Below are 16,459 nucleotides of genomic sequence, written 5' to 3'. Positions count from 1 at the left end.
AAGCTGACGATTGAACGGAGAGTCAAATGGCCAAAGCAAAGTTTGAACGTAACAAGCCGCACTGCAACATCGGCACCATCGGTCACGTCGACCATGGCAAGACGTCGCTGACCGCGGCGATCACCAAGATCCTCGCCGAGACCGGCGGTGCGACGTTCACCGCGTACGACCAGATCGACAAGGCGCCGGAAGAGAAGGCGCGCGGCATCACGATCTCGACCGCGCACGTCGAGTACGAGACCAAGAACCGCCACTACGCCCACGTCGACTGCCCCGGCCACGCCGACTACGTGAAGAACATGATCACCGGCGCCGCCCAGATGGACGGCGCGATCCTGGTCGTGTCGGCCGCTGACGGCCCGATGCCGCAGACCCGCGAGCACATCCTGCTCGCCCGCCAGGTCGGCGTGCCCGCGCTCGTCGTGTTCCTCAACAAGTGCGACATGGTCGACGATCCCGAGCTGCTCGAGCTCGTCGAGCTCGAAGTCCGCGAGCTGCTCTCGAAGTACGAATTCCCGGGCGACAAGATCCCGATCATCAAGGGCTCGGCGCTCGCCGCTCTCGAAGATTCGGACAAGAAGCTCGGCCACGACGCCATCCTCGAACTGATGCGCAACGTCGACGAGTACATCCCGCAGCCGGAGCGTCCGATCGACCAGCCGTTCCTGATGCCGGTTGAAGACGTGTTCTCGATCTCGGGCCGCGGCACCGTGGTGACCGGCCGTGTCGAGCGCGGCATCGTCAAGGTCGGCGAGGAAATCGAGATCGTCGGTCTGCGTGCGACCCAGAAGACCACCGTCACCGGCGTCGAAATGTTCCGCAAGCTGCTCGATCAGGGCCAGGCCGGCGACAACATCGGCGCTCTGCTCCGCGGCACCAAGCGCGAGGACGTCGAGCGCGGCCAGGTGCTGGCGAAGCCGGGTTCGGTCAAGCCGCACACCAAGTTCAAGGCTGAGGCCTACATCCTCACCAAGGAAGAGGGCGGTCGCCACACCCCGTTCTTCACCAACTACCGTCCGCAGTTCTACTTCCGCACCACCGACGTGACCGGTGTCGTGCATCTGCCGGAAGGTACCGAGATGGTGATGCCGGGCGACAACATCGCGATGGAAGTGCACCTGATCGTGCCGATCGCGATGGAAGAGAAGCTCCGCTTCGCGATCCGCGAGGGCGGTCGTACCGTCGGCGCCGGCGTCGTCGCCTCGATCATCGAGTAATACGAGAATAGGGATCGGCGAGTAGCGAATGGTGACATTCGCTATTCGCTATTCGCCACCCACTGAAGAGAGACCACGGCAATGAACGGCCAAAACATTCGTATCCGTCTCAAGGCGTTCGACCATCGTATCCTCGATACGTCGACCCGCGAGATCGTGAACACGGCGAAGCGCACCGGCGCGCAGGTCCGCGGACCCATTCCGCTGCCCACCCGCATCGAGAAGTTCACCGTCAACCGTTCGCCCCACGTCGACAAGAAGAGCCGCGAACAGTTCGAGATGCGCACTCACAAGCGCCTGCTCGACATCGTCGATCCGACCCCGCAGACCGTCGATGCTTTGATGAAGCTCGATCTGGCCGCCGGTGTCGACGTCGAGATCAAGCTCTAAGATTTTTGGATCCCGTTCGCGTAAGCGGACAGAAAGAACAGGAAGCAAGCCGATGCGCTCCGGAGTGATCGCACAAAAGGTCGGGATGACGCGGGTCTTCACGGAGGCCGGCGAACATATCCCCGTGACCGTGCTGAAGCTCGGCAATTGCCAGGTCGTAGGCCACCGTACCGAAGAGAAGAACGGTTACGTCGCGCTCCAGCTCGGTTCTGGCAGCCGCAAGACCGTTTACATGCCCAAGGCGGAGCGCGGCCAGTTCGCGGTCGCCAAGGTCGAGCCGAAGCGCCGGGTCGAGGAGTTCCGCGTCACCGCGGATGCCATGATCCCGGTCGGCGCCGAGATCCAGGCCGATCATTTCGTCGTCGGCCAGTTCGTCGACGTCACCGGCACCTCGGTCGGTAAGGGCTTCGCCGGCGGCATGAAGCGCTGGAACTTCGGCGGTCTGCGCGCCACGCACGGTGTGTCGATCTCGCACCGTTCGATCGGTTCGACCGGTGGTCGTCAGGATCCCGGCAAGACCTGGAAGAACAAGAAGATGCCCGGCCACATGGGTGTCGACCGCATCACCACGCTCAACCTTCGAGTCGTTCAGCTCGACGTCGAGCGCGGCCTGATCCTCGTCGAAGGCGCCGTTCCCGGCTCCAAGGGCGGCTGGATCCGCGTGCGCGACGCGGTCAAGAAGCCGCTGCCGAAGGAAGCTCCGAAGCCCGGCAAGTTCAAGGTTGCGGGTGGCGAAGCCGAGGCTGCGGCCCAGCAGGAGGGTGCGTGAGATGGAATTGAAGGTCACCACCCTCGAAGGTAAGGAAGCCGGCTCGGTCCAGCTTTCCGACGCCATTTTCGGCCTCGAGCCGCGCCAGGACATCATTGCGCGTTGCGTGCAGTGGCAGCTCAACAAGCGCCAGGCCGGCACCCACAAGGCCAAGGGCCGCGCCGAGATCTGGCGCACCGGCAAGAAGATGTACAAGCAGAAGGGCACCGGCGGTGCTCGTCACGGCTCGGCCCGCGTGCCGCAGTTCCGTGGCGGTGGCCGTGCCTTCGGTCCGGTGGTGCGTTCGCACGCCACCGACCTGCCGAAGAAGGTCCGTGCGCTGGCTCTCAAGCATGCGCTGTCGGCCAAGGCCAAGGACGGTGATCTGCTGGTGATCGACAAGGCCGCGCTGGAAGCCGCCAAGACCAAGGCGCTGCTCGGTCACTTCTCGGGTCTGGGCTTGACCAACGCGCTGATCATCGACGGCGCCGAGCTCAACAACGGCTTTGCCGCCGCGGCTCGCAACATCCCGAACATGGACGTGCTGCCGATCCAGGGCATCAACGTCTATGACATCCTGCGCCGTCAGAAGCTCGTTCTGACCAAGGCCGCCATCGATGCGCTGGAGGCGCGCTTCAAATGACGAAGAACATTGAGCCTCGCCACTACGACGTGATCGTTGCTCCGGTCGTCACCGAAAAGGCGACGCTGGCGTCCGAGCACAACAAGGTCCTGTTCAAGGTGGCCGCGAAGGCGACTAAGCCGCAGATCAAGGAAGCGATCGAGAAGCTGTTCGACGTCAAGGTCAAGAGCGTCAACACGCTGGTCCGCAAGGGCAAGACCAAGGTCTTCCGCGGCAACCTCGGTTCGCAGTCGAACACCAAGCGCGCGATCGTGACCCTCGAAGAGGGCCACCGGATCGACGTAACCACCGGTCTGTAAGGTCGTACGACGATGGCACTGAAGACATTCAATCCCACGACGCCGGGCCAGCGCCAGCTGGTCATGGTCGATCGTTCGGCCCTGTACAAGGGCAAGCCGGTCAAGGCCCTCACCGAAGGCAAGCATTCCTCCGGCGGTCGCAACAACACCGGTCGCATCACCGTGCGCTTTCGCGGCGGCGGTCACAAGCAGACCCTGCGCATCGTCGACTTCAAGCGCGACAAGGTCGATGCGCCCGCGACCGTCGAGCGGCTGGAATACGATCCGAACCGCACTGCGTTCATCGCACTGGTCAAGTACGAAGACGGCACCCAGGCCTATATCCTGGCGCCGCAGCGCCTTGCGGTCGGCGATTCCGTGGTGGCCGGCAACTATGTCGACGTGAAGCCGGGCAACGTCATGCCGCTCGGCAACATGCCGGTCGGCACGATCATCCACAACATCGAGGTCAAGATCGGGAAGGGCGGCCAGCTCGCCCGTTCCGCGGGCACCTACGCCCAGCTCGTCGGTCGCGACCAGGACTACGTCATCATCCGCCTGAACTCGGGTGAGCAGCGCCTGGTGCACGGCCGTTGCCGCGGCACGATCGGCGCGGTGTCGAACCCTGATCACATGAACACCTCGATCGGCAAGGCCGGCCGCAACCGTTGGCTGGGTCGCAAGCCGCACAACCGCGGTGTTTCGATGAACCCGATCGACCATCCGCACGGCGGTGGTGAAGGTCGTACCTCGGGCGGTCGCCACCCGGTTACTCCGTGGGGCAAGCCGACCAAGGGCAAGAAGACCCGCTCCAACAAGTCGACCAACAAATTCATTCTCCTAAGCCGCCACAAGCGGAAGAAGTAAGGAACGCCGGACATGGTTCGTTCAGTCTGGAAAGGCCCGTTCGTCGAGGGTTCTCTGCTCAAGAAGGCAGATGCCGCGCGCGCGTCCGGCCGTCACGACGTCATCAAGATCTGGAGCCGTCGTTCGACGATCCTGCCGCAGTTCGTCGGTCTGACCTTCGGCGTCTACAACGGTCAGAAGCACGTGCCGGTGGCCGTCAACGAGGAAATGGTCGGTCACAAGTTCGGCGAGTTCTCGCCGACCCGGACCTTCCATGGCCACTCCGGTGACAAGAAAGCCAAGAAGGCTTGAGGATTAAACGATGAGCAAACCTAAGCGCGAACGGAGCCTCGCCGAGAACGAGGCCAAGGCGGTCGCCCGGATGCTGCGGGTGAGCCCGCAGAAGCTCAACCTGGTCGCCCAGCTCATTCGCGGCCGGAAGGCGGCTGCTGCGCTCGCCGACCTGCAGTTTTCGCGCAAGCGGATCGCGGTTGACGTGAAGAAGTGCCTGGAATCGGCTATCGCCAATGCCGAGAACAACCACGACCTCGATGTTGACGATCTCGTCGTGGCGCAGGCTTTCGTCGGCAACGGCCTCGTGATGAAGCGCTTTGCCGCCCGCGGCCGTGGCCGCTCGGGCCGTGTCTACAAACCATTTTCGCAGCTGACGATCATTGTTCGTCAGGTCGAAGCCGAAGCAGCAGCGGCTTAAGGGTCGCAGGAGAAAACGATGGGTCAAAAGATCAATCCGATCGGTCTGCGTCTCGGCATCAACCGGACCTGGGATTCCCGCTGGTTCGCCGGCAAGCAGGAATACGGCAAGCTGCTGCACGAGGACGTCAAGATCCGTGAGATCCTGCACAAGGAGCTCAAGCAGGCGGCCGTCGCCCGCATCGTGATCGAGCGTCCGCACAAGAAGTGCCGCGTCACCATCCACTCGGCCCGTCCGGGCGTGGTGATCGGCAAGAAGGGCGCCGACATCGACAAGCTGCGTAAGCGGGTCGCGGACATCACTTCGTCCGACGTCGTCATCAACATCGTCGAGATCCGCAAGCCGGAGCTCGATGCGACGCTGGTGGCCGAGTCGATCGCGCAGCAGCTGGAGCGCCGCGTGGCGTTCCGCCGTGCCATGAAGCGCGCCGTGCAGTCGGCGATGCGTCTCGGCGCGGAAGGCATCCGCATCAACTGCTCGGGACGTCTGGGCGGTGCGGAAATCGCGCGCATGGAGTGGTACCGCGAAGGTCGCGTGCCGCTGCACACGCTGCGCGCCGACATCGACTACGGCGTTGCGACCGCGTTCACGACCTTCGGCACCTGCGGCGTCAAGGTCTGGATCTTCAAGGGCGAGATCCTCGAGCACGATCCGATGGCCCAGGACAAGAGAATGGCCGAAGGCGAGACCGGCGGCGGTGGTGATCGTGGTGGCCGTCAGCGCCGCGACAACGCTGCGGTCTGAGCCAGCACAGGAATTTGAGGGCTTAAAGCCATGATGCAACCTAAGAAAACGAAGTTCCGGAAGGCGCATAAGGGCCGCATCCACGGCGTTGCGTCTTCGGGCGCGACGTTGGCGTTCGGCCAGTACGGCCTGAAGGCGACCGAGCCTGAGCGCGTCACCGCGCGCCAGATCGAAGCCGCTCGCCGCGCGCTGACCCGTCACATGAAGCGCGCCGGCCGCGTCTGGATCCGCGTGTTCCCCGACCTTCCGGTGTCGAAGAAGCCGGCCGAAGTCCGCATGGGTTCCGGCAAGGGTTCGCCGGAACTGTGGGTGGCGCGCGTCAAGCCGGGCCGGGTGCTGTTCGAGATCGACGGCGTCAACACCCAGACGGCGCGTGAGGCGCTGACCCTGGCGGCCGCCAAGCTGCCGATCAAGACGCGCTTCGTCGAGCGCATTGCGGAGTAATGGCCATGGCCCAGATGAAGATCGAAGACATCCGCGCGATGAGCCCCGACCAGCAGGATGACGCCATCCTGAACCTGAAGAAGGAGCGCTTCAACCTGCGCTTCCAGCGCGCCACCGGGCAGCTCGAGAACACCTCGCGCCTGCGCGAGGCTCGCCGCGACATCGCCCGGATCAAGACCGTCGCCGCGCAGACGCGCGCGAAGAAGAAGTAAGAGGCTTACGAAGATGCCGAAACGTACTTTGCAGGGCGTGGTCGTCAGCGACAAGACAGCCAAGACGGTCGTTGTGCGCGTCGATCGCCGCTTCACGCACCCGATCTACAAGAAGACGATCCGCCGTTCGAAGAACTACCACGCGCACGACGAGAACAACGAGTTCAAGCCGGGCGACATGGTTTGGATCGAGGAATCGAAGCCGATTTCGAAGTTGAAGCGCTGGGTCGTGATCCGGGGCGAACACAAGAAAAGCGCCTGATCTGTTGGCTTTAGCCGACTGTCTTCAGGGAAATGTTGAGCGCCGGCTGGGCTGGCGCAAGAGAGAAGAGGACGAGGTGCATCAATGATTCAGATGCAGACCAACCTCGACGTGGCCGACAATTCTGGCGCACGCCGTGTCATGTGTATCAAGGTGCTCGGGGGCTCCAAGCGCCGCTACGCCACGATCGGCGACATCATCGTCGTCTCGATCAAGGAAGCGATTCCGCGTGGCAAGGTGAAGAAGGGCGACGTGATGAAGGCCGTCGTGGTGCGCGTCCGCAAGGACATCCGCCGCGCCGACGGTTCGGTCATCCGCTTCGACCGCAACGCCGCCGTGCTGATCAACAACCAGTCCGAGCCGGTCGGCACCCGTATCTTCGGGCCCGTGCCGCGCGAGCTGCGCGCCAAGAATCACATGAAGATCATTTCCCTCGCGCCGGAGGTGCTGTGATGGCTGCGAAGATCCGCAAGGGCGACAAGGTCGTCGTGCTGACCGGTCGCGACAAGGGTCGCACCGGCGAAGTGTTCGAGGTTCGCCCCGACGCCGGTACGGCGCTCGTGCGCGGCATCAACATGGTCAAGCGTCACCAGAAGCAGACGCAGGCCCAGGAGGGCGGCATCATCTCGAAAGAGGCGCCGATCCAACTGTCCAACATCGCGTATGTCGGCAAGGACGGAAAGCCGACCCGCGTCGGATTCAAGATTCTGGCGGACGGCAAGAAGGTCCGCATCGCCAAGAGCTCGGGAGCTGAGATCGATGGCTGAGGCTGCTTACACGCCGCGCCTGCGCGCGGAATACGATGCGAAGATCCGCACGGCGATGACCGAGAAGTTCGGTTACGAGAACGTCATGCAGGTTCCGCGCCTGGACAAGGTCGTGCTGAACATGGGCGTTGGCGATTCCGTCAACGACCGCAAGAAGGCCGAGACCGCCGCTGCCGAGCTGACCCAGATCGCCGGCCAGAAGGCGATCGTGACCTATTCGCGCATCGCGATCGCGACCTTCAAGCTGCGTGAGAACCAGCCGATCGGCTGCAAGGTCACGCTGCGCAAGGCCCGCATGTACGAGTTCATCGACCGCCTGGTGACGGTCGCGCTGCCGCGCGTCCGCGACTTCCGCGGCCTGAACCCGAAGAGCTTCGACGGCCGGGGCAACTACTCGCTCGGCATCAAGGAGCACATCATTTTCCCCGAGATCGACTTCGACAAGGTCACGGAAGCCCGCGGTATGGACATCACCGTCTGCACCACGGCCAAGACCGACGAAGAGGCGAGGGCCTTGTTGACCGCTTTCAATTTCCCGTTCCGGCAGTGAGACGCTGACCTAAAGCCTCTCAAACGCGGATACCCAGGAGCCAAGCATGGCAAAGAAGAGTTCAATCGAGAAGAACAACCGGCGCAAGCGGATGGTGAAGAACGCCGCCCCGAAGCGCGAGCGGTTGAAGGCGATCATCGCCGACAAGACGTTGCCGATGGAGGAGCGGTTCGCCGCGACCCTGAAGCTCGCCGAGATGCCGCGCAATTCGTCGGCGACCCGCGTGCGTCTTCGTTGCGAGCTGTCGGGCCGTCCGCGCTCGAACTACCGCAAGAACAAGCTGTCCCGTATCGCGCTGCGCGAACTTGGCTCCAAGGGCATGGTCCCGGGCCTCGTGAAGTCGAGCTGGTAAGGAGGGTCGTTTAGATGTCTACGCACGATCCAATCAGCGATCTGATCACCCGCATCCGCAACGCGCAGATGCGCTCCAAGACCAAGGTCTCCACGCCGGGCTCGCGGATGCGCGAGAACGTGCTCGAGGTGCTCAAGAGCGAGGGCTACATCCGCGGCTATGCCACGGTCGAGCACTCCTCGGGCCGCAGCGAGATCGAGATCGAGCTGAAGTATTTCGACGGCGAGCCCGTCATCCGCGAGATCGAACGTGTTTCCAAGCCCGGGCGTCGTGTTTACGCCTCGGTGAAGAACCTGCCGCGGGTCAACAACGGGCTCGGCATTTCGGTGTTGTCGACGCCGAAGGGGATCATGGCCGACCACAGCGCGCGCGACGCGAATGTGGGCGGTGAAGTCCTCTTCACGGTGTTCTGAGAAGGATTTTTGATCCATGTCACGTGTTGGCAAAAGGCCTGTGGCGGTTCCGTCGGGTGTTACCGCGACCGTCGACGGGCAGACCGTCAAGATGAAGGGGCCCAAGGGCCAGCTTCAGTTCGTCGTCCATGACGACGTCGAGGTGAAGCTCGAGAGCGGCCAGATCAAGGTCAAGCCGCGGCTCGAGACCAACCGAGCCCGGGCGCTGTATGGTACCGCTCGCGCCCAGGTCGCGAATCTGGTCGAAGGCGTCACCAAGGGCTTCGAGAAGAAGCTCGAGATCACCGGCGTCGGCTACCGCGCCGCGATGCAGGGCAAGAACCTGCAGCTCGCGCTCGGCTACAGCCACGACGTGATCTACACGATCCCCGAAGGGATCACGATCACGGTGCCGAAGCCGACCGAAATCACGGTGACGGGCAGCGACATTCAACGCGTCGGCCAGGTCGCGGCCGAAATCCGCTCATACCGCCCGCCGGAGCCCTACAAGGGCAAGGGCGTGAAGTATGTTGGCGAATTCATCTTCCGCAAGGAAGGCAAGAAGAAGTAACGGAGCCGGTCATGTCGAAAGCCAAGGTTACGAATGCCCGGCGCAAGCGGAGTGTGCGGCTGAAGCTGCGCCGCTCCGGTGGTGGCCGTCCGCGTCTGTCGGTGTTCCGCTCGTCCAAGCACATCTACGCCCAGGTCATCGACGATCTGAAGGGCGAGACGCTGGCCTCTGCCTCCTCGCTCGAGAAGTCGATGCGCGACGGCGGCAAGACCGGCGCCGACATCGATGCGGCGAAGGCGGTCGGCAAGCTGCTGGCCGAGCGCGCCGCCGAGAAGGGCGTCAAGGAAGTCGTGTTCGATCGCGGCAGCTATCTCTATCACGGGCGCGTCAAGGCTCTTGCCGATGCGGCGCGTGAGAGCGGGCTGAGCTTCTAACAGAATTTGAGGATTGAGGCGTAAGCCTCTGAAGGATTGGAAAAATGGCAGAACGCGAACAACGTGGTGGACGCGATCAACGCGGCGGCGGACGCGAACGCAAGGAGCGCGAGGAGCGCGACAGCGAGTTCGTCGACAAGCTCGTCCACATCAACCGCGTGGCCAAGGTCGTCAAGGGCGGCAAGCGCTTCGGTTTCGCAGCGCTGGTCGTGATCGGCGACCAGAAGGGCCGCGCCGGCTTCGGCCACGGCAAGGCGCGCGAAGTGCCTGAGGCGATCCGCAAGGCAACCGAGTCCGCCAAGCGCAACCTGACCCGCGTGTCGCTGCGCGAGGGCCGCACGCTGCATCACGACATCGCCGGCCGGCATGGCGCGGGCCGTGTCTACCTGCGTGCCGCTCCGGCCGGTACCGGCATCATCGCCGGCGGCCCGATGCGCGCCGTGTTCGAGACGCTCGGCGTCCAGGACGTGGTGGCGAAGTCGATCGGCTCTTCGAACCCGTACAACATGGTGCGCGCGACCTTCGACGCGCTGAAGCACCAGGATTCGCCGCGTTCGGTCGCAGCCCGCCGCAATATCAAGGTGTCCACCCTCCAGTCGCGCCGTATCGGCGGCGATGCCGAGGCGGCTGCCGACTAACGGAAGCTTTTCGGAGTAGATCAAATGGCCAAGGCCGCAAAGACGATCAAGCTCGAGCAGACCGGCAGCGCGATCCGCCGCCATCACTCGCAGCGTTCGACGCTGATCGGGCTCAAGCTCAACAAGATCGGCCGCACCAGCGAACTGCCGGACACTCCGGCCGTGCGCGGCATGATCGAGAAGGTTCACCATCTCGTCCGCATCGTCGACGAGAAGTAAGCAAAGGCGCATGATCCCGAAAAGCGGGTGCCGGTTTTCGGTGAAGATCATGCGCAAGACACAAGGAGAAGGGCGATGAAGCTCAGCGATATCGCCGACAACGCCGGCTCGCGCAAAAAGCGTATGCGCGTCGGCCGCGGCATCGGTTCGGGCAAGGGCAAGCAGTCGGGCCGCGGCGGCAAGGGCCAGACCGCGCGTTCGGGCGTGCGCATCAAGGGTTTCGAAGGCGGCCAGATGCCGATGCATCGCCGTCTGCCCAAGCGCGGCTTCAACAACATCTTCCGCGTCGAGTTCGCCGAGATCAATCTCGACCGGCTCCAGGAGGCGGTCGATGCCAAGAAGATCGACGCCGGCAGCGTCGTGAACGTCGAGGCCCTGGTGAAGGGCGGCGTGCTGCGCCGCGCCAAGGGCGGCCTGCGGCTGCTCGGCCGTGGCGAGCTCAAGTCCAAGCTCAACATCGAGGTGCACGGCGCCACCAAGACCGCGATTGCCGCGGTCGAGAAGGCGGGCGGCTCGGTGAAGATCCTCGCCCCTGCCAAGGAAGAAGGCGAGGCGGCGTAACAACTGCGTCATTGGCCCGCGGCTCGCGGGCCTTTACGCATGCGGGACGTGGACTTATCGATGCCGAGCCCCAGATAATGTCCGGCGTCCGCTAAAGTAGCCCGGCCGCGGGCATGACGGCGCAACAGGCGGCGGGAGAAAGTCCAAGATGGCCTCAGCAGCGGAACAACTGGCAGCCAACCTCAATTTCGGTGCGTTTGCCAAGGCTGACGAACTGAAGAAGCGCATCTGGTTCACCCTGGGCGCACTGCTCGTTTATCGGCTGGGGACCTACATCCCGTTGCCGGGCATCGATCCCAACATTTGGGAGCAGGTGTTCCGCTCCCAGGCGGGCGGCATCCTCGGCATGTTCAACATGTTCGCCGGCGGCGGCATCCACCGCATGGCGATCTTTGCGCTGAACATCATGCCGTACATCTCGGCCTCGATCATCATTCAGCTCCTGACCACCGTCTCGCCGCAGCTCGAGGCGCTGAAGAAGGAAGGCGAGGCCGGCCGCAAGACGCTGAACCAGTACACCCGCTATCTGACCGTCATCCTGGCGGCGTTCCAGTCCTACGGCATCGCGGTGGGCCTTGAGGGTGCCGGCAACGTCGTCAGCGACCCCGGCATGTTCTTCCGCCTGTCCACGGCGATCACGCTGACCGGCGGCACCATGTTCCTGATGTGGCTGGGCGAGCAGATCACCTCGCGCGGCATCGGCAACGGCATCTCGCTGATCATTCTCTCCGGCATCGTCGCCGAGCTGCCCGCGGCGCTCGCCAACATGCTCGAGCTCGGCCGTCAGGGTGCGATGTCGACCGGCCTGATCCTGGTCGTCATCATCATGGCGGTCGCCGTGATCGCCTTCATCGTGTTCATGGAGCGCGCGCAGCGCCGCCTGCTGATCCAGTATCCGAAGCGTCAGGTCGGCAACAAGATGTTCGAGGGTCAGTCCTCGCATCTGCCGCTCAAGCTCAACACCTCGGGCGTGATTCCGCCGATCTTCGCGTCTTCGCTCTTGCTGCTGCCGACCACGGTTGCGAACTTCAATGCGGGCAGCGGGCCGGAATGGTTCCAGTGGATCACCACCCAGCTCGGCCACGGCCGTCCGCTGTTCCTGATCATGTATCTCGCGCTAATCGTGTTCTTCGCGTTCTTCTACACCGCGATCGTGTTCAACCCGACCGAGACCGCGGACAATCTGAAGAAGCACGGCGGCTTCATTCCGGGCATTCGCCCCGGCGAGCGCACCGCGGAATACATCGACTACGTGCTGTCGCGCATCACCGTGCTCGGCGCGATCTATCTGGCGATCGTCTGCTTGATCCCCGAGATCCTGATCTCCTACGCCTCGGTGCCGTTCTACTTCGGCGGTACCTCGCTGCTGATCGTGGTCAGCGTGACCATGGACACGGTGGCGCAGGTGCAGGGCTATCTGCTGGCCCATCAGTACGAAGGCCTGATCCGGAAGTCGAAGCTGCGCGGTCGCCGCCGCTAAGCGCGGCGTCCTCTGAAGGCGGCGCGACTGCGCCGCCGATTCGCCCGCGCGAGAGCAACGCGCGGCGCCCGCAGAGACGACCAGCCAGCCGTTCGATCGCATCGGCGGAGCTGCTCTCAGCGCGATGCAATCCCTGATTTCAAAGGCCTTCTTGGCGACCGGGTATTCGCTCCCCTATGATATGGGTAGCGGTGCGGCGCCGATTATGGTTTGCACTGTTCTTGATCTTCAAACACAGGTGCGCGACGTATCGCTCACCAATCCGGGGGGCGTACGCCGATGAGAATTATACTTCTGGGACCGCCGGGGTCGGGCAAAGGGACCCAGGCGCAGCTGCTGGTGGAGCGCTATGGTATCGTCCAGCTCTCGACCGGCGAGATGCTGCGTGCGGCCGTGGCGGCGGGAACGCCGGTCGGTCTGAAGGCCAAGGAGATCATGGCCAGCGGCGGCCTCGTACCCGACGACGTCGTGGTCGGAATCATCTCCGACCGGATCGACCAGCCGGACGCCAAGAACGGTTTCATCCTCGACGGTTTCCCGCGCACCGTGCCGCAGGCCGAGGCGCTCGATGAGCTGCTGAGGCAGAAGCACCTCAAGCTCGATGCAGTGATCGAGCTCCGCGTCAACGAAAGCGCGCTGCTGAGTCGCGTCGAGACCCGAGTCGCCCAGATGCGGGAGCGCGGTGAGGAGGTTCGCCTCGACGACACCCCCGAGGTCCTGACCAAGCGGCTTGCCAGCTACCGCAGCCAGACGGAGCCGCTGATTCACTACTATTCCGAGCGGCGGAAGCTCTCGACCATCGATGGCATGATGGCCATCGACGAGGTCACCCGTGCGGTTCACCGCCAGCTCCTGGCGCTCGGGGCAGTCGAGCCCAAGACGCATGGCAAGGGAACTGCCAAGGGAACTGCCCAGAGTGCCGCCAAGACGGCGCCGGCCAAGAAGGGGGCGGCCAAGGCCAAAACAGCCAAGAAGTCGGCGAAAACGGCCAAAAAACCCGCCAAATCCGCTAAAAAGGCGACCAAGAAGGCCGTGAAGGGCACCAAGAAGGCGGTCAAGAAGACCGCGAAGAAGACGGTGAAGAAGGCTGCCAAAAAGACCGCCAGGAAGGCTGTCAAAAAAGGTGCCAAAAAGGCCGCAAAAAAGGTCGCGAAAAAGCGAGCTAAGCGCTAGCAGCGGTTGACGAAAGCCCCCGGAATCCCTTAATAAGCCCCGCATCCAAGTCGGATAGTTTCAGACGATGCCGGGCCCCAGGAAGACCGGGGGTGGGCGTCGTGTTCGCGTTTGTGAACACCTGCCCGAGAACACAAGCACTTAAAGCCTGGTCCTGACGAGGACCGGCAACAGGAGAGAAGGCCGTGGCCCGTATTGCCGGCGTGAACATTCCCACCAACAAGCGCGTGCTGATCGCGCTCCAGTACATCCATGGCATCGGTCAGAAGATCGCCGGTGAGATTCTGGAGAAGGTGAAGATCCCGGTGGATCGTCGCGTCAGCCAGCTCAGCGACGCCGAAGTGCTCCAGATCCGCGAAGTCATCGACCGCGACTATCTCGTCGAGGGTGACCTGCGTCGTGAGGTCGGCATCAACATCAAGCGTCTGATGGACCTCGGCTGCTATCGCGGCCTGCGTCATCGTCGCGGTCTGCCGGTGCGCGGTCAGCGTACCCACACCAATGCGCGCACGCGCAAGGGCCCGGCCAAGGCCATCGCCGGCAAGAAGAAGTAAGTTTTCGCATCCAATCGCGGCGTGTGGCGAACCGGGGACAACCCGTTCGCCACGCGCCTTTCGTTCCACAGGTGTAGCCGCTGGCATTACGGCGGCGTTTGAGATCTCCAGGAAAGGTACTCAATGGGCAAGGAAGCCACCCGCGTTCGCCGTCGTGAACGCAAGAACATCGCCTCCGGCGTTGCGCACGTGAACTCGTCGTTCAACAACACGACCATCACCATCACCGACGCGCAGGGCAACACGATTGCCTGGTCCTCCGCCGGCACGATGGGCTTCAAGGGCTCGCGCAAGTCGACCCCGTACGCGGCGCAGGTTGCCGCCGAGGACGTGTCGAAGAAGGCGCAGGAGCACGGCATGCGCACGCTGGAAGTCGAAGTCGCCGGTCCCGGTTCGGGCCGCGAATCGGCGCTGCGCGCGCTCCAGGCCGCCGGCTTCACCGTCACCTCGATCCGCGACGTGACCACGATCCCGCACAACGGTTGCCGTCCCCGCAAGCGTCGGCGCGTTTGATACGAGGTTGCGGGCGCATCGGCGCCCGCAATGACTTTTGCAAGAAGCCGCAGGTGCGACCTGCGGCCTTTCTCCAACGCCAGTGTCTGCAACGGCAGTTCGACTGGCCTGTATGGGTGAAACAGTGACGATCCAGAAAAATTGGCAAGAACTGATTCGGCCGAACAAGCTCCAGGTCACGCCCGGCAGCGATCCGGCCCGTTTTGCGACCATCGTCGCCGAGCCGCTCGAGCGCGGCTTCGGCCAGACCCTCGGCAACGCGCTGCGCCGCATCCTGCTCTCCTCGCTCCAGGGCGCGGCGGTGCAGTCGGTGCACATCGACGGCGTGCTGCACGAGTTCTCCTCGATCGCTGGCGTCCGTGAGGACGTCACCGACATCGTGCTCAACATCAAGGACATCTCGATCAAGATGCAGGGCGAAGGCCCCAAGCGCATGGTCGTGAAGAAGCAGGGCCCGGGCGTCGTCACCGCCGGCGACATCCAGACCGTCGGCGACGTCGTCGTGCTCAATCCGGACCTCCAGATCTGCACGCTCGACGAGGGCGCGGAGATCCGCATGGAGTTCACCGTCGCGACCGGCAAGGGCTACGTGCCCGCCGAGCGCAACCGTCCCGAGGATGCGCCGATCGGCCTGATCCCGGTCGACAGCCTGTACTCGCCGGTCCGCAAGGTCTCCTACAAGGTCGAGAACACCCGCGAGGGCCAGATCCTCGACTACGACAAGCTGACCATGACGATCGAGACCAACGGCGCGATCTCGCCGGATGACTCGGTGGCTTACGCCGCCCGCATCCTCCAGGATCAGCTCAACGTGTTCGTCAACTTCGAAGAGCCGCGCAAGGAAGTCGCCCAGGAGATCATCCCGGACCTCGCCTTCAACCCGGCCTTCCTCAAGAAGGTGGACGAGCTCGAGCTGTCGGTGCGTTCGGCCAACTGCTTGAAGAACGACAACATCGTCTACATCGGCGACCTCGTGCAGAAGAGCGAGGCGGAAATGCTCCGCACCCCGAACTTCGGCCGCAAGTCGCTGAACGAGATCAAGGAAGTGCTGGCTCAGATGGGTCTGCATCTCGGCATGGAAGTGCCGGGCTGGCCGCCGGAGAACATCGACGAGCTCGCCAAGCGCTTCGAGGATCACTACTGAGATTCGTCGTTCCGGGGCGATGCGACGGGACCGCGCAACCGCGGCCCTGGAGCATCGAACCCGGAACCTCGAGATTCCGGGTTCGGCTCTGCGAGCCATCCCGGAATGACTGACTGGGCGAACGCAGGCAGCCCACCTGAGCAACATGTCCGACGAACCGTCGCGGCAGTTTTAACGTAAGGAATAGTTACATGCGTCACGGCAAGGTTCATCGGAAGCTCAACCGCACGGCCGAACACCGCAGGGCGATGTTCGCCAACATGGCGGCCGCGCTGATCAAGCACGAGCAGATCGTCACCACGCTGCCGAAGGCCAAGGAGCTCCGTCCGATCGTCGAGAAGCTCGTCACCCTCGGCAAGAAGGGCGGGCTGGCCATGCGCCGCCAGGCGATCTCCGAGATGCGCGACAAGGATCAGGTCAAGAAGCTCTTCGACGTGCTCGCGACCCGCTACAAGGACCGCCAGGGCGGCTACACCCGCATCATCAAGGCCGGCTTCCGTTACGGCGACAACGCCGCGATGGCCGTGATCGAGTTCGTCGATCGCGACGTCGATGCCAAGGGCCAGGACTCCGGTCCGGTGCAGGAGAAGGAAGCCGAGGCGGCGTAAGCCGTTTCAGCAGGTACGAAATTGAAAGCGGCGCCCTCGGGCGCCGCTTTTGTTTTTGGGGCTGGCG

Annotated in this window: 28 protein-coding genes; all 28 read left to right on the top strand. The window is 63.6% G+C overall.

What is annotated here, in order from left to right:
• Positions 1-26: 26 nt before the first annotated feature.
• Complete coding sequence (gene tuf / locus BJA_RS27275; protein ID WP_011088152.1) at positions 27-1,217, top strand: elongation factor Tu; 1,191 nt, start codon at positions 27-29, stop codon at positions 1,215-1,217.
• Positions 1,218-1,298: 81 nt separating this feature from the next.
• Positions 1,299-1,607: a 30S ribosomal protein S10 gene (rpsJ, locus tag BJA_RS27270; protein WP_002712302.1), complete on the top strand. Its 309-nt coding sequence runs from the start codon at positions 1,299-1,301 to the stop codon at positions 1,605-1,607.
• Positions 1,608-1,659: 52 nt separating this feature from the next.
• Positions 1,660-2,376, top strand: coding sequence for a 50S ribosomal protein L3 (rplC, locus tag BJA_RS27265; RefSeq protein ID WP_011088151.1), 717 nt, complete (start codon positions 1,660-1,662; stop codon positions 2,374-2,376).
• A gap of 1 nt (position 2,377) precedes the next feature.
• Positions 2,378-2,998 (top strand): 50S ribosomal protein L4, encoded by a 621-nt coding sequence (rplD, locus tag BJA_RS27260; protein WP_011088150.1) that lies wholly within the window; start codon positions 2,378-2,380, stop codon positions 2,996-2,998.
• Entirely contained in the window at positions 2,995-3,297 is a 303-nt protein-coding gene (locus BJA_RS27255) for a 50S ribosomal protein L23 (RefSeq protein WP_011088149.1), read from the top strand. The genes rplD and BJA_RS27255 overlap by 4 nt, the downstream gene beginning before the upstream one ends.
• A 12-nt stretch (positions 3,298-3,309) precedes the next feature.
• The gene (rplB, locus tag BJA_RS27250; RefSeq protein WP_011088148.1) at positions 3,310-4,143 is read left to right on the top strand and encodes a 50S ribosomal protein L2; all 834 of its coding nucleotides are present in this window, start codon (positions 3,310-3,312) and stop codon (positions 4,141-4,143) included.
• Positions 4,144-4,155: 12 nt separating this feature from the next.
• Positions 4,156-4,434, top strand: coding sequence for a 30S ribosomal protein S19 (gene rpsS, locus BJA_RS27245; RefSeq protein WP_008136357.1), 279 nt, complete (start codon positions 4,156-4,158; stop codon positions 4,432-4,434).
• A gap of 10 nt (positions 4,435-4,444) precedes the next feature.
• Positions 4,445-4,834, top strand: coding sequence for a 50S ribosomal protein L22 (gene rplV / locus BJA_RS27240; protein WP_011088147.1), 390 nt, complete (start codon positions 4,445-4,447; stop codon positions 4,832-4,834).
• Positions 4,835-4,852: 18 nt separating this feature from the next.
• Positions 4,853-5,578: a 30S ribosomal protein S3 gene (gene rpsC, locus BJA_RS27235; RefSeq protein WP_011088146.1), complete on the top strand. Its 726-nt coding sequence runs from the start codon at positions 4,853-4,855 to the stop codon at positions 5,576-5,578.
• Between the two features lie 30 nt (positions 5,579-5,608).
• Positions 5,609-6,022, top strand: coding sequence for a 50S ribosomal protein L16 (rplP, locus tag BJA_RS27230; protein WP_008549252.1), 414 nt, complete (start codon positions 5,609-5,611; stop codon positions 6,020-6,022).
• A 5-nt stretch (positions 6,023-6,027) separates the two neighbouring features.
• Positions 6,028-6,234 (top strand): 50S ribosomal protein L29, encoded by a 207-nt coding sequence (rpmC, locus tag BJA_RS27225; protein ID WP_011088144.1) that lies wholly within the window; start codon positions 6,028-6,030, stop codon positions 6,232-6,234.
• 13 nt (positions 6,235-6,247) lie between these two features.
• Positions 6,248-6,496 carry a 30S ribosomal protein S17 gene (gene rpsQ / locus BJA_RS27220; protein ID WP_011088143.1) on the top strand — a complete coding sequence of 83 codons (249 nt, stop codon included), beginning with the start codon at positions 6,248-6,250 and terminating at the stop codon, positions 6,494-6,496.
• A gap of 84 nt (positions 6,497-6,580) precedes the next feature.
• On the top strand, positions 6,581-6,949 hold the full coding sequence (gene rplN, locus BJA_RS27215; protein WP_007603030.1) for a 50S ribosomal protein L14: 369 nt from the start codon (positions 6,581-6,583) through the stop codon (positions 6,947-6,949).
• On the top strand, positions 6,949-7,263 hold the full coding sequence (gene rplX, locus BJA_RS27210) for a 50S ribosomal protein L24 (protein WP_011088142.1): 315 nt from the start codon (positions 6,949-6,951) through the stop codon (positions 7,261-7,263). Before rplN ends, rplX begins: the two co-directional genes overlap by 1 nt.
• Positions 7,256-7,813: a 50S ribosomal protein L5 gene (gene rplE / locus BJA_RS27205; RefSeq protein WP_011088141.1), complete on the top strand. Its 558-nt coding sequence runs from the start codon at positions 7,256-7,258 to the stop codon at positions 7,811-7,813. The genes rplX and rplE overlap by 8 nt, the downstream gene beginning before the upstream one ends.
• Positions 7,814-7,859: 46 nt before the next feature.
• Positions 7,860-8,165 carry a 30S ribosomal protein S14 gene (gene rpsN / locus BJA_RS27200; RefSeq protein ID WP_011088140.1) on the top strand — a complete coding sequence of 102 codons (306 nt, stop codon included), beginning with the start codon at positions 7,860-7,862 and terminating at the stop codon, positions 8,163-8,165.
• A 14-nt stretch (positions 8,166-8,179) separates the two neighbouring features.
• Positions 8,180-8,578, top strand: coding sequence for a 30S ribosomal protein S8 (gene rpsH, locus BJA_RS27195; RefSeq protein ID WP_011088139.1), 399 nt, complete (start codon positions 8,180-8,182; stop codon positions 8,576-8,578).
• A gap of 16 nt (positions 8,579-8,594) precedes the next feature.
• Positions 8,595-9,128: a 50S ribosomal protein L6 gene (rplF, locus tag BJA_RS27190; RefSeq protein ID WP_011088138.1), complete on the top strand. Its 534-nt coding sequence runs from the start codon at positions 8,595-8,597 to the stop codon at positions 9,126-9,128.
• Positions 9,129-9,139: 11 nt separating this feature from the next.
• The gene (rplR, locus tag BJA_RS27185; protein WP_007603036.1) at positions 9,140-9,502 is read left to right on the top strand and encodes a 50S ribosomal protein L18; all 363 of its coding nucleotides are present in this window, start codon (positions 9,140-9,142) and stop codon (positions 9,500-9,502) included.
• Positions 9,503-9,546: 44 nt separating this feature from the next.
• Positions 9,547-10,140: a 30S ribosomal protein S5 gene (rpsE, locus tag BJA_RS27180; RefSeq protein ID WP_008136332.1), complete on the top strand. Its 594-nt coding sequence runs from the start codon at positions 9,547-9,549 to the stop codon at positions 10,138-10,140.
• Positions 10,141-10,164: 24 nt separating this feature from the next.
• Positions 10,165-10,359 carry a 50S ribosomal protein L30 gene (gene rpmD, locus BJA_RS27175; RefSeq protein ID WP_011088137.1) on the top strand — a complete coding sequence of 65 codons (195 nt, stop codon included), beginning with the start codon at positions 10,165-10,167 and terminating at the stop codon, positions 10,357-10,359.
• A gap of 75 nt (positions 10,360-10,434) precedes the next feature.
• A complete protein-coding gene (rplO, locus tag BJA_RS27170; RefSeq protein ID WP_011088136.1) occupies positions 10,435-10,920 on the top strand; it encodes a 50S ribosomal protein L15 in 486 nt (161 codons plus the stop codon).
• Between the two features lie 148 nt (positions 10,921-11,068).
• A complete protein-coding gene (secY, locus tag BJA_RS27165) occupies positions 11,069-12,400 on the top strand; it encodes a preprotein translocase subunit SecY (protein WP_011088135.1) in 1,332 nt (443 codons plus the stop codon).
• 279 nt (positions 12,401-12,679) lie between these two features.
• The gene (locus tag BJA_RS27160; protein ID WP_011088134.1) at positions 12,680-13,573 is read left to right on the top strand and encodes an adenylate kinase; all 894 of its coding nucleotides are present in this window, start codon (positions 12,680-12,682) and stop codon (positions 13,571-13,573) included.
• A gap of 185 nt (positions 13,574-13,758) precedes the next feature.
• Positions 13,759-14,127: a 30S ribosomal protein S13 gene (gene rpsM / locus BJA_RS27155; protein ID WP_011088133.1), complete on the top strand. Its 369-nt coding sequence runs from the start codon at positions 13,759-13,761 to the stop codon at positions 14,125-14,127.
• Positions 14,128-14,250: 123 nt separating this feature from the next.
• Positions 14,251-14,640 (top strand): 30S ribosomal protein S11, encoded by a 390-nt coding sequence (gene rpsK, locus BJA_RS27150; protein WP_007603045.1) that lies wholly within the window; start codon positions 14,251-14,253, stop codon positions 14,638-14,640.
• A 112-nt stretch (positions 14,641-14,752) separates the two neighbouring features.
• The gene (locus BJA_RS27145) at positions 14,753-15,784 is read left to right on the top strand and encodes a DNA-directed RNA polymerase subunit alpha (protein WP_011088132.1); all 1,032 of its coding nucleotides are present in this window, start codon (positions 14,753-14,755) and stop codon (positions 15,782-15,784) included.
• A 191-nt stretch (positions 15,785-15,975) separates the two neighbouring features.
• Positions 15,976-16,392, top strand: a complete 417-nt coding sequence (gene rplQ / locus BJA_RS27140; protein WP_011088131.1) for a 50S ribosomal protein L17 — start codon at positions 15,976-15,978, stop codon at positions 16,390-16,392.
• Positions 16,393-16,459 lie beyond the last annotated feature (67 nt).

Source organism: Bradyrhizobium diazoefficiens USDA 110 (assembly GCF_000011365.1).
GTDB classification, from domain to species: Bacteria; Pseudomonadota; Alphaproteobacteria; order Rhizobiales; family Xanthobacteraceae; genus Bradyrhizobium; species Bradyrhizobium diazoefficiens.
This window is presented reverse-complemented; position numbering and strand designations above follow the sequence as displayed.

Excerpts from the sequence above, each read along its gene's own strand:
- tuf (WP_011088152.1), top strand. The coding sequence starts at position 27 with ATGGCCAAAGCAAAGTTTGAACGTAACAAGCCGCACTGCAACATCGGC.
- rpsJ (WP_002712302.1), top strand. The coding sequence starts at position 1,299 with ATGAACGGCCAAAACATTCGTATCCGTCTCAAGGCGTTCGACCATCGT.
- rplC (WP_011088151.1), top strand. The coding sequence starts at position 1,660 with ATGCGCTCCGGAGTGATCGCACAAAAGGTCGGGATGACGCGGGTCTTC.
- rplD (WP_011088150.1), top strand. The coding sequence starts at position 2,378 with ATGGAATTGAAGGTCACCACCCTCGAAGGTAAGGAAGCCGGCTCGGTC.
- BJA_RS27255 (WP_011088149.1), top strand. The coding sequence starts at position 2,995 with ATGACGAAGAACATTGAGCCTCGCCACTACGACGTGATCGTTGCTCCG.
- rplB (WP_011088148.1), top strand. The coding sequence starts at position 3,310 with ATGGCACTGAAGACATTCAATCCCACGACGCCGGGCCAGCGCCAGCTG.
- rpsS (WP_008136357.1), top strand. The coding sequence starts at position 4,156 with ATGGTTCGTTCAGTCTGGAAAGGCCCGTTCGTCGAGGGTTCTCTGCTC.
- rplV (WP_011088147.1), top strand. The coding sequence starts at position 4,445 with ATGAGCAAACCTAAGCGCGAACGGAGCCTCGCCGAGAACGAGGCCAAG.
- rpsC (WP_011088146.1), top strand. The coding sequence starts at position 4,853 with ATGGGTCAAAAGATCAATCCGATCGGTCTGCGTCTCGGCATCAACCGG.
- rplP (WP_008549252.1), top strand. The coding sequence starts at position 5,609 with ATGATGCAACCTAAGAAAACGAAGTTCCGGAAGGCGCATAAGGGCCGC.
- rpmC (WP_011088144.1), top strand. The coding sequence starts at position 6,028 with ATGGCCCAGATGAAGATCGAAGACATCCGCGCGATGAGCCCCGACCAG.
- rpsQ (WP_011088143.1), top strand. The coding sequence starts at position 6,248 with ATGCCGAAACGTACTTTGCAGGGCGTGGTCGTCAGCGACAAGACAGCC.
- rplN (WP_007603030.1), top strand. The coding sequence starts at position 6,581 with ATGATTCAGATGCAGACCAACCTCGACGTGGCCGACAATTCTGGCGCA.
- rplX (WP_011088142.1), top strand. The coding sequence starts at position 6,949 with ATGGCTGCGAAGATCCGCAAGGGCGACAAGGTCGTCGTGCTGACCGGT.
- rplE (WP_011088141.1), top strand. The coding sequence starts at position 7,256 with ATGGCTGAGGCTGCTTACACGCCGCGCCTGCGCGCGGAATACGATGCG.
- rpsN (WP_011088140.1), top strand. The coding sequence starts at position 7,860 with ATGGCAAAGAAGAGTTCAATCGAGAAGAACAACCGGCGCAAGCGGATG.
- rpsH (WP_011088139.1), top strand. The coding sequence starts at position 8,180 with ATGTCTACGCACGATCCAATCAGCGATCTGATCACCCGCATCCGCAAC.
- rplF (WP_011088138.1), top strand. The coding sequence starts at position 8,595 with ATGTCACGTGTTGGCAAAAGGCCTGTGGCGGTTCCGTCGGGTGTTACC.
- rplR (WP_007603036.1), top strand. The coding sequence starts at position 9,140 with ATGTCGAAAGCCAAGGTTACGAATGCCCGGCGCAAGCGGAGTGTGCGG.
- rpsE (WP_008136332.1), top strand. The coding sequence starts at position 9,547 with ATGGCAGAACGCGAACAACGTGGTGGACGCGATCAACGCGGCGGCGGA.
- rpmD (WP_011088137.1), top strand. The coding sequence starts at position 10,165 with ATGGCCAAGGCCGCAAAGACGATCAAGCTCGAGCAGACCGGCAGCGCG.
- rplO (WP_011088136.1), top strand. The coding sequence starts at position 10,435 with ATGAAGCTCAGCGATATCGCCGACAACGCCGGCTCGCGCAAAAAGCGT.
- secY (WP_011088135.1), top strand. The coding sequence starts at position 11,069 with ATGGCCTCAGCAGCGGAACAACTGGCAGCCAACCTCAATTTCGGTGCG.
- BJA_RS27160 (WP_011088134.1), top strand. The coding sequence starts at position 12,680 with ATGAGAATTATACTTCTGGGACCGCCGGGGTCGGGCAAAGGGACCCAG.
- rpsK (WP_007603045.1), top strand. The coding sequence starts at position 14,251 with ATGGGCAAGGAAGCCACCCGCGTTCGCCGTCGTGAACGCAAGAACATC.
- BJA_RS27145 (WP_011088132.1), top strand. The coding sequence starts at position 14,753 with ATGGGTGAAACAGTGACGATCCAGAAAAATTGGCAAGAACTGATTCGG.
- rplQ (WP_011088131.1), top strand. The coding sequence starts at position 15,976 with ATGCGTCACGGCAAGGTTCATCGGAAGCTCAACCGCACGGCCGAACAC.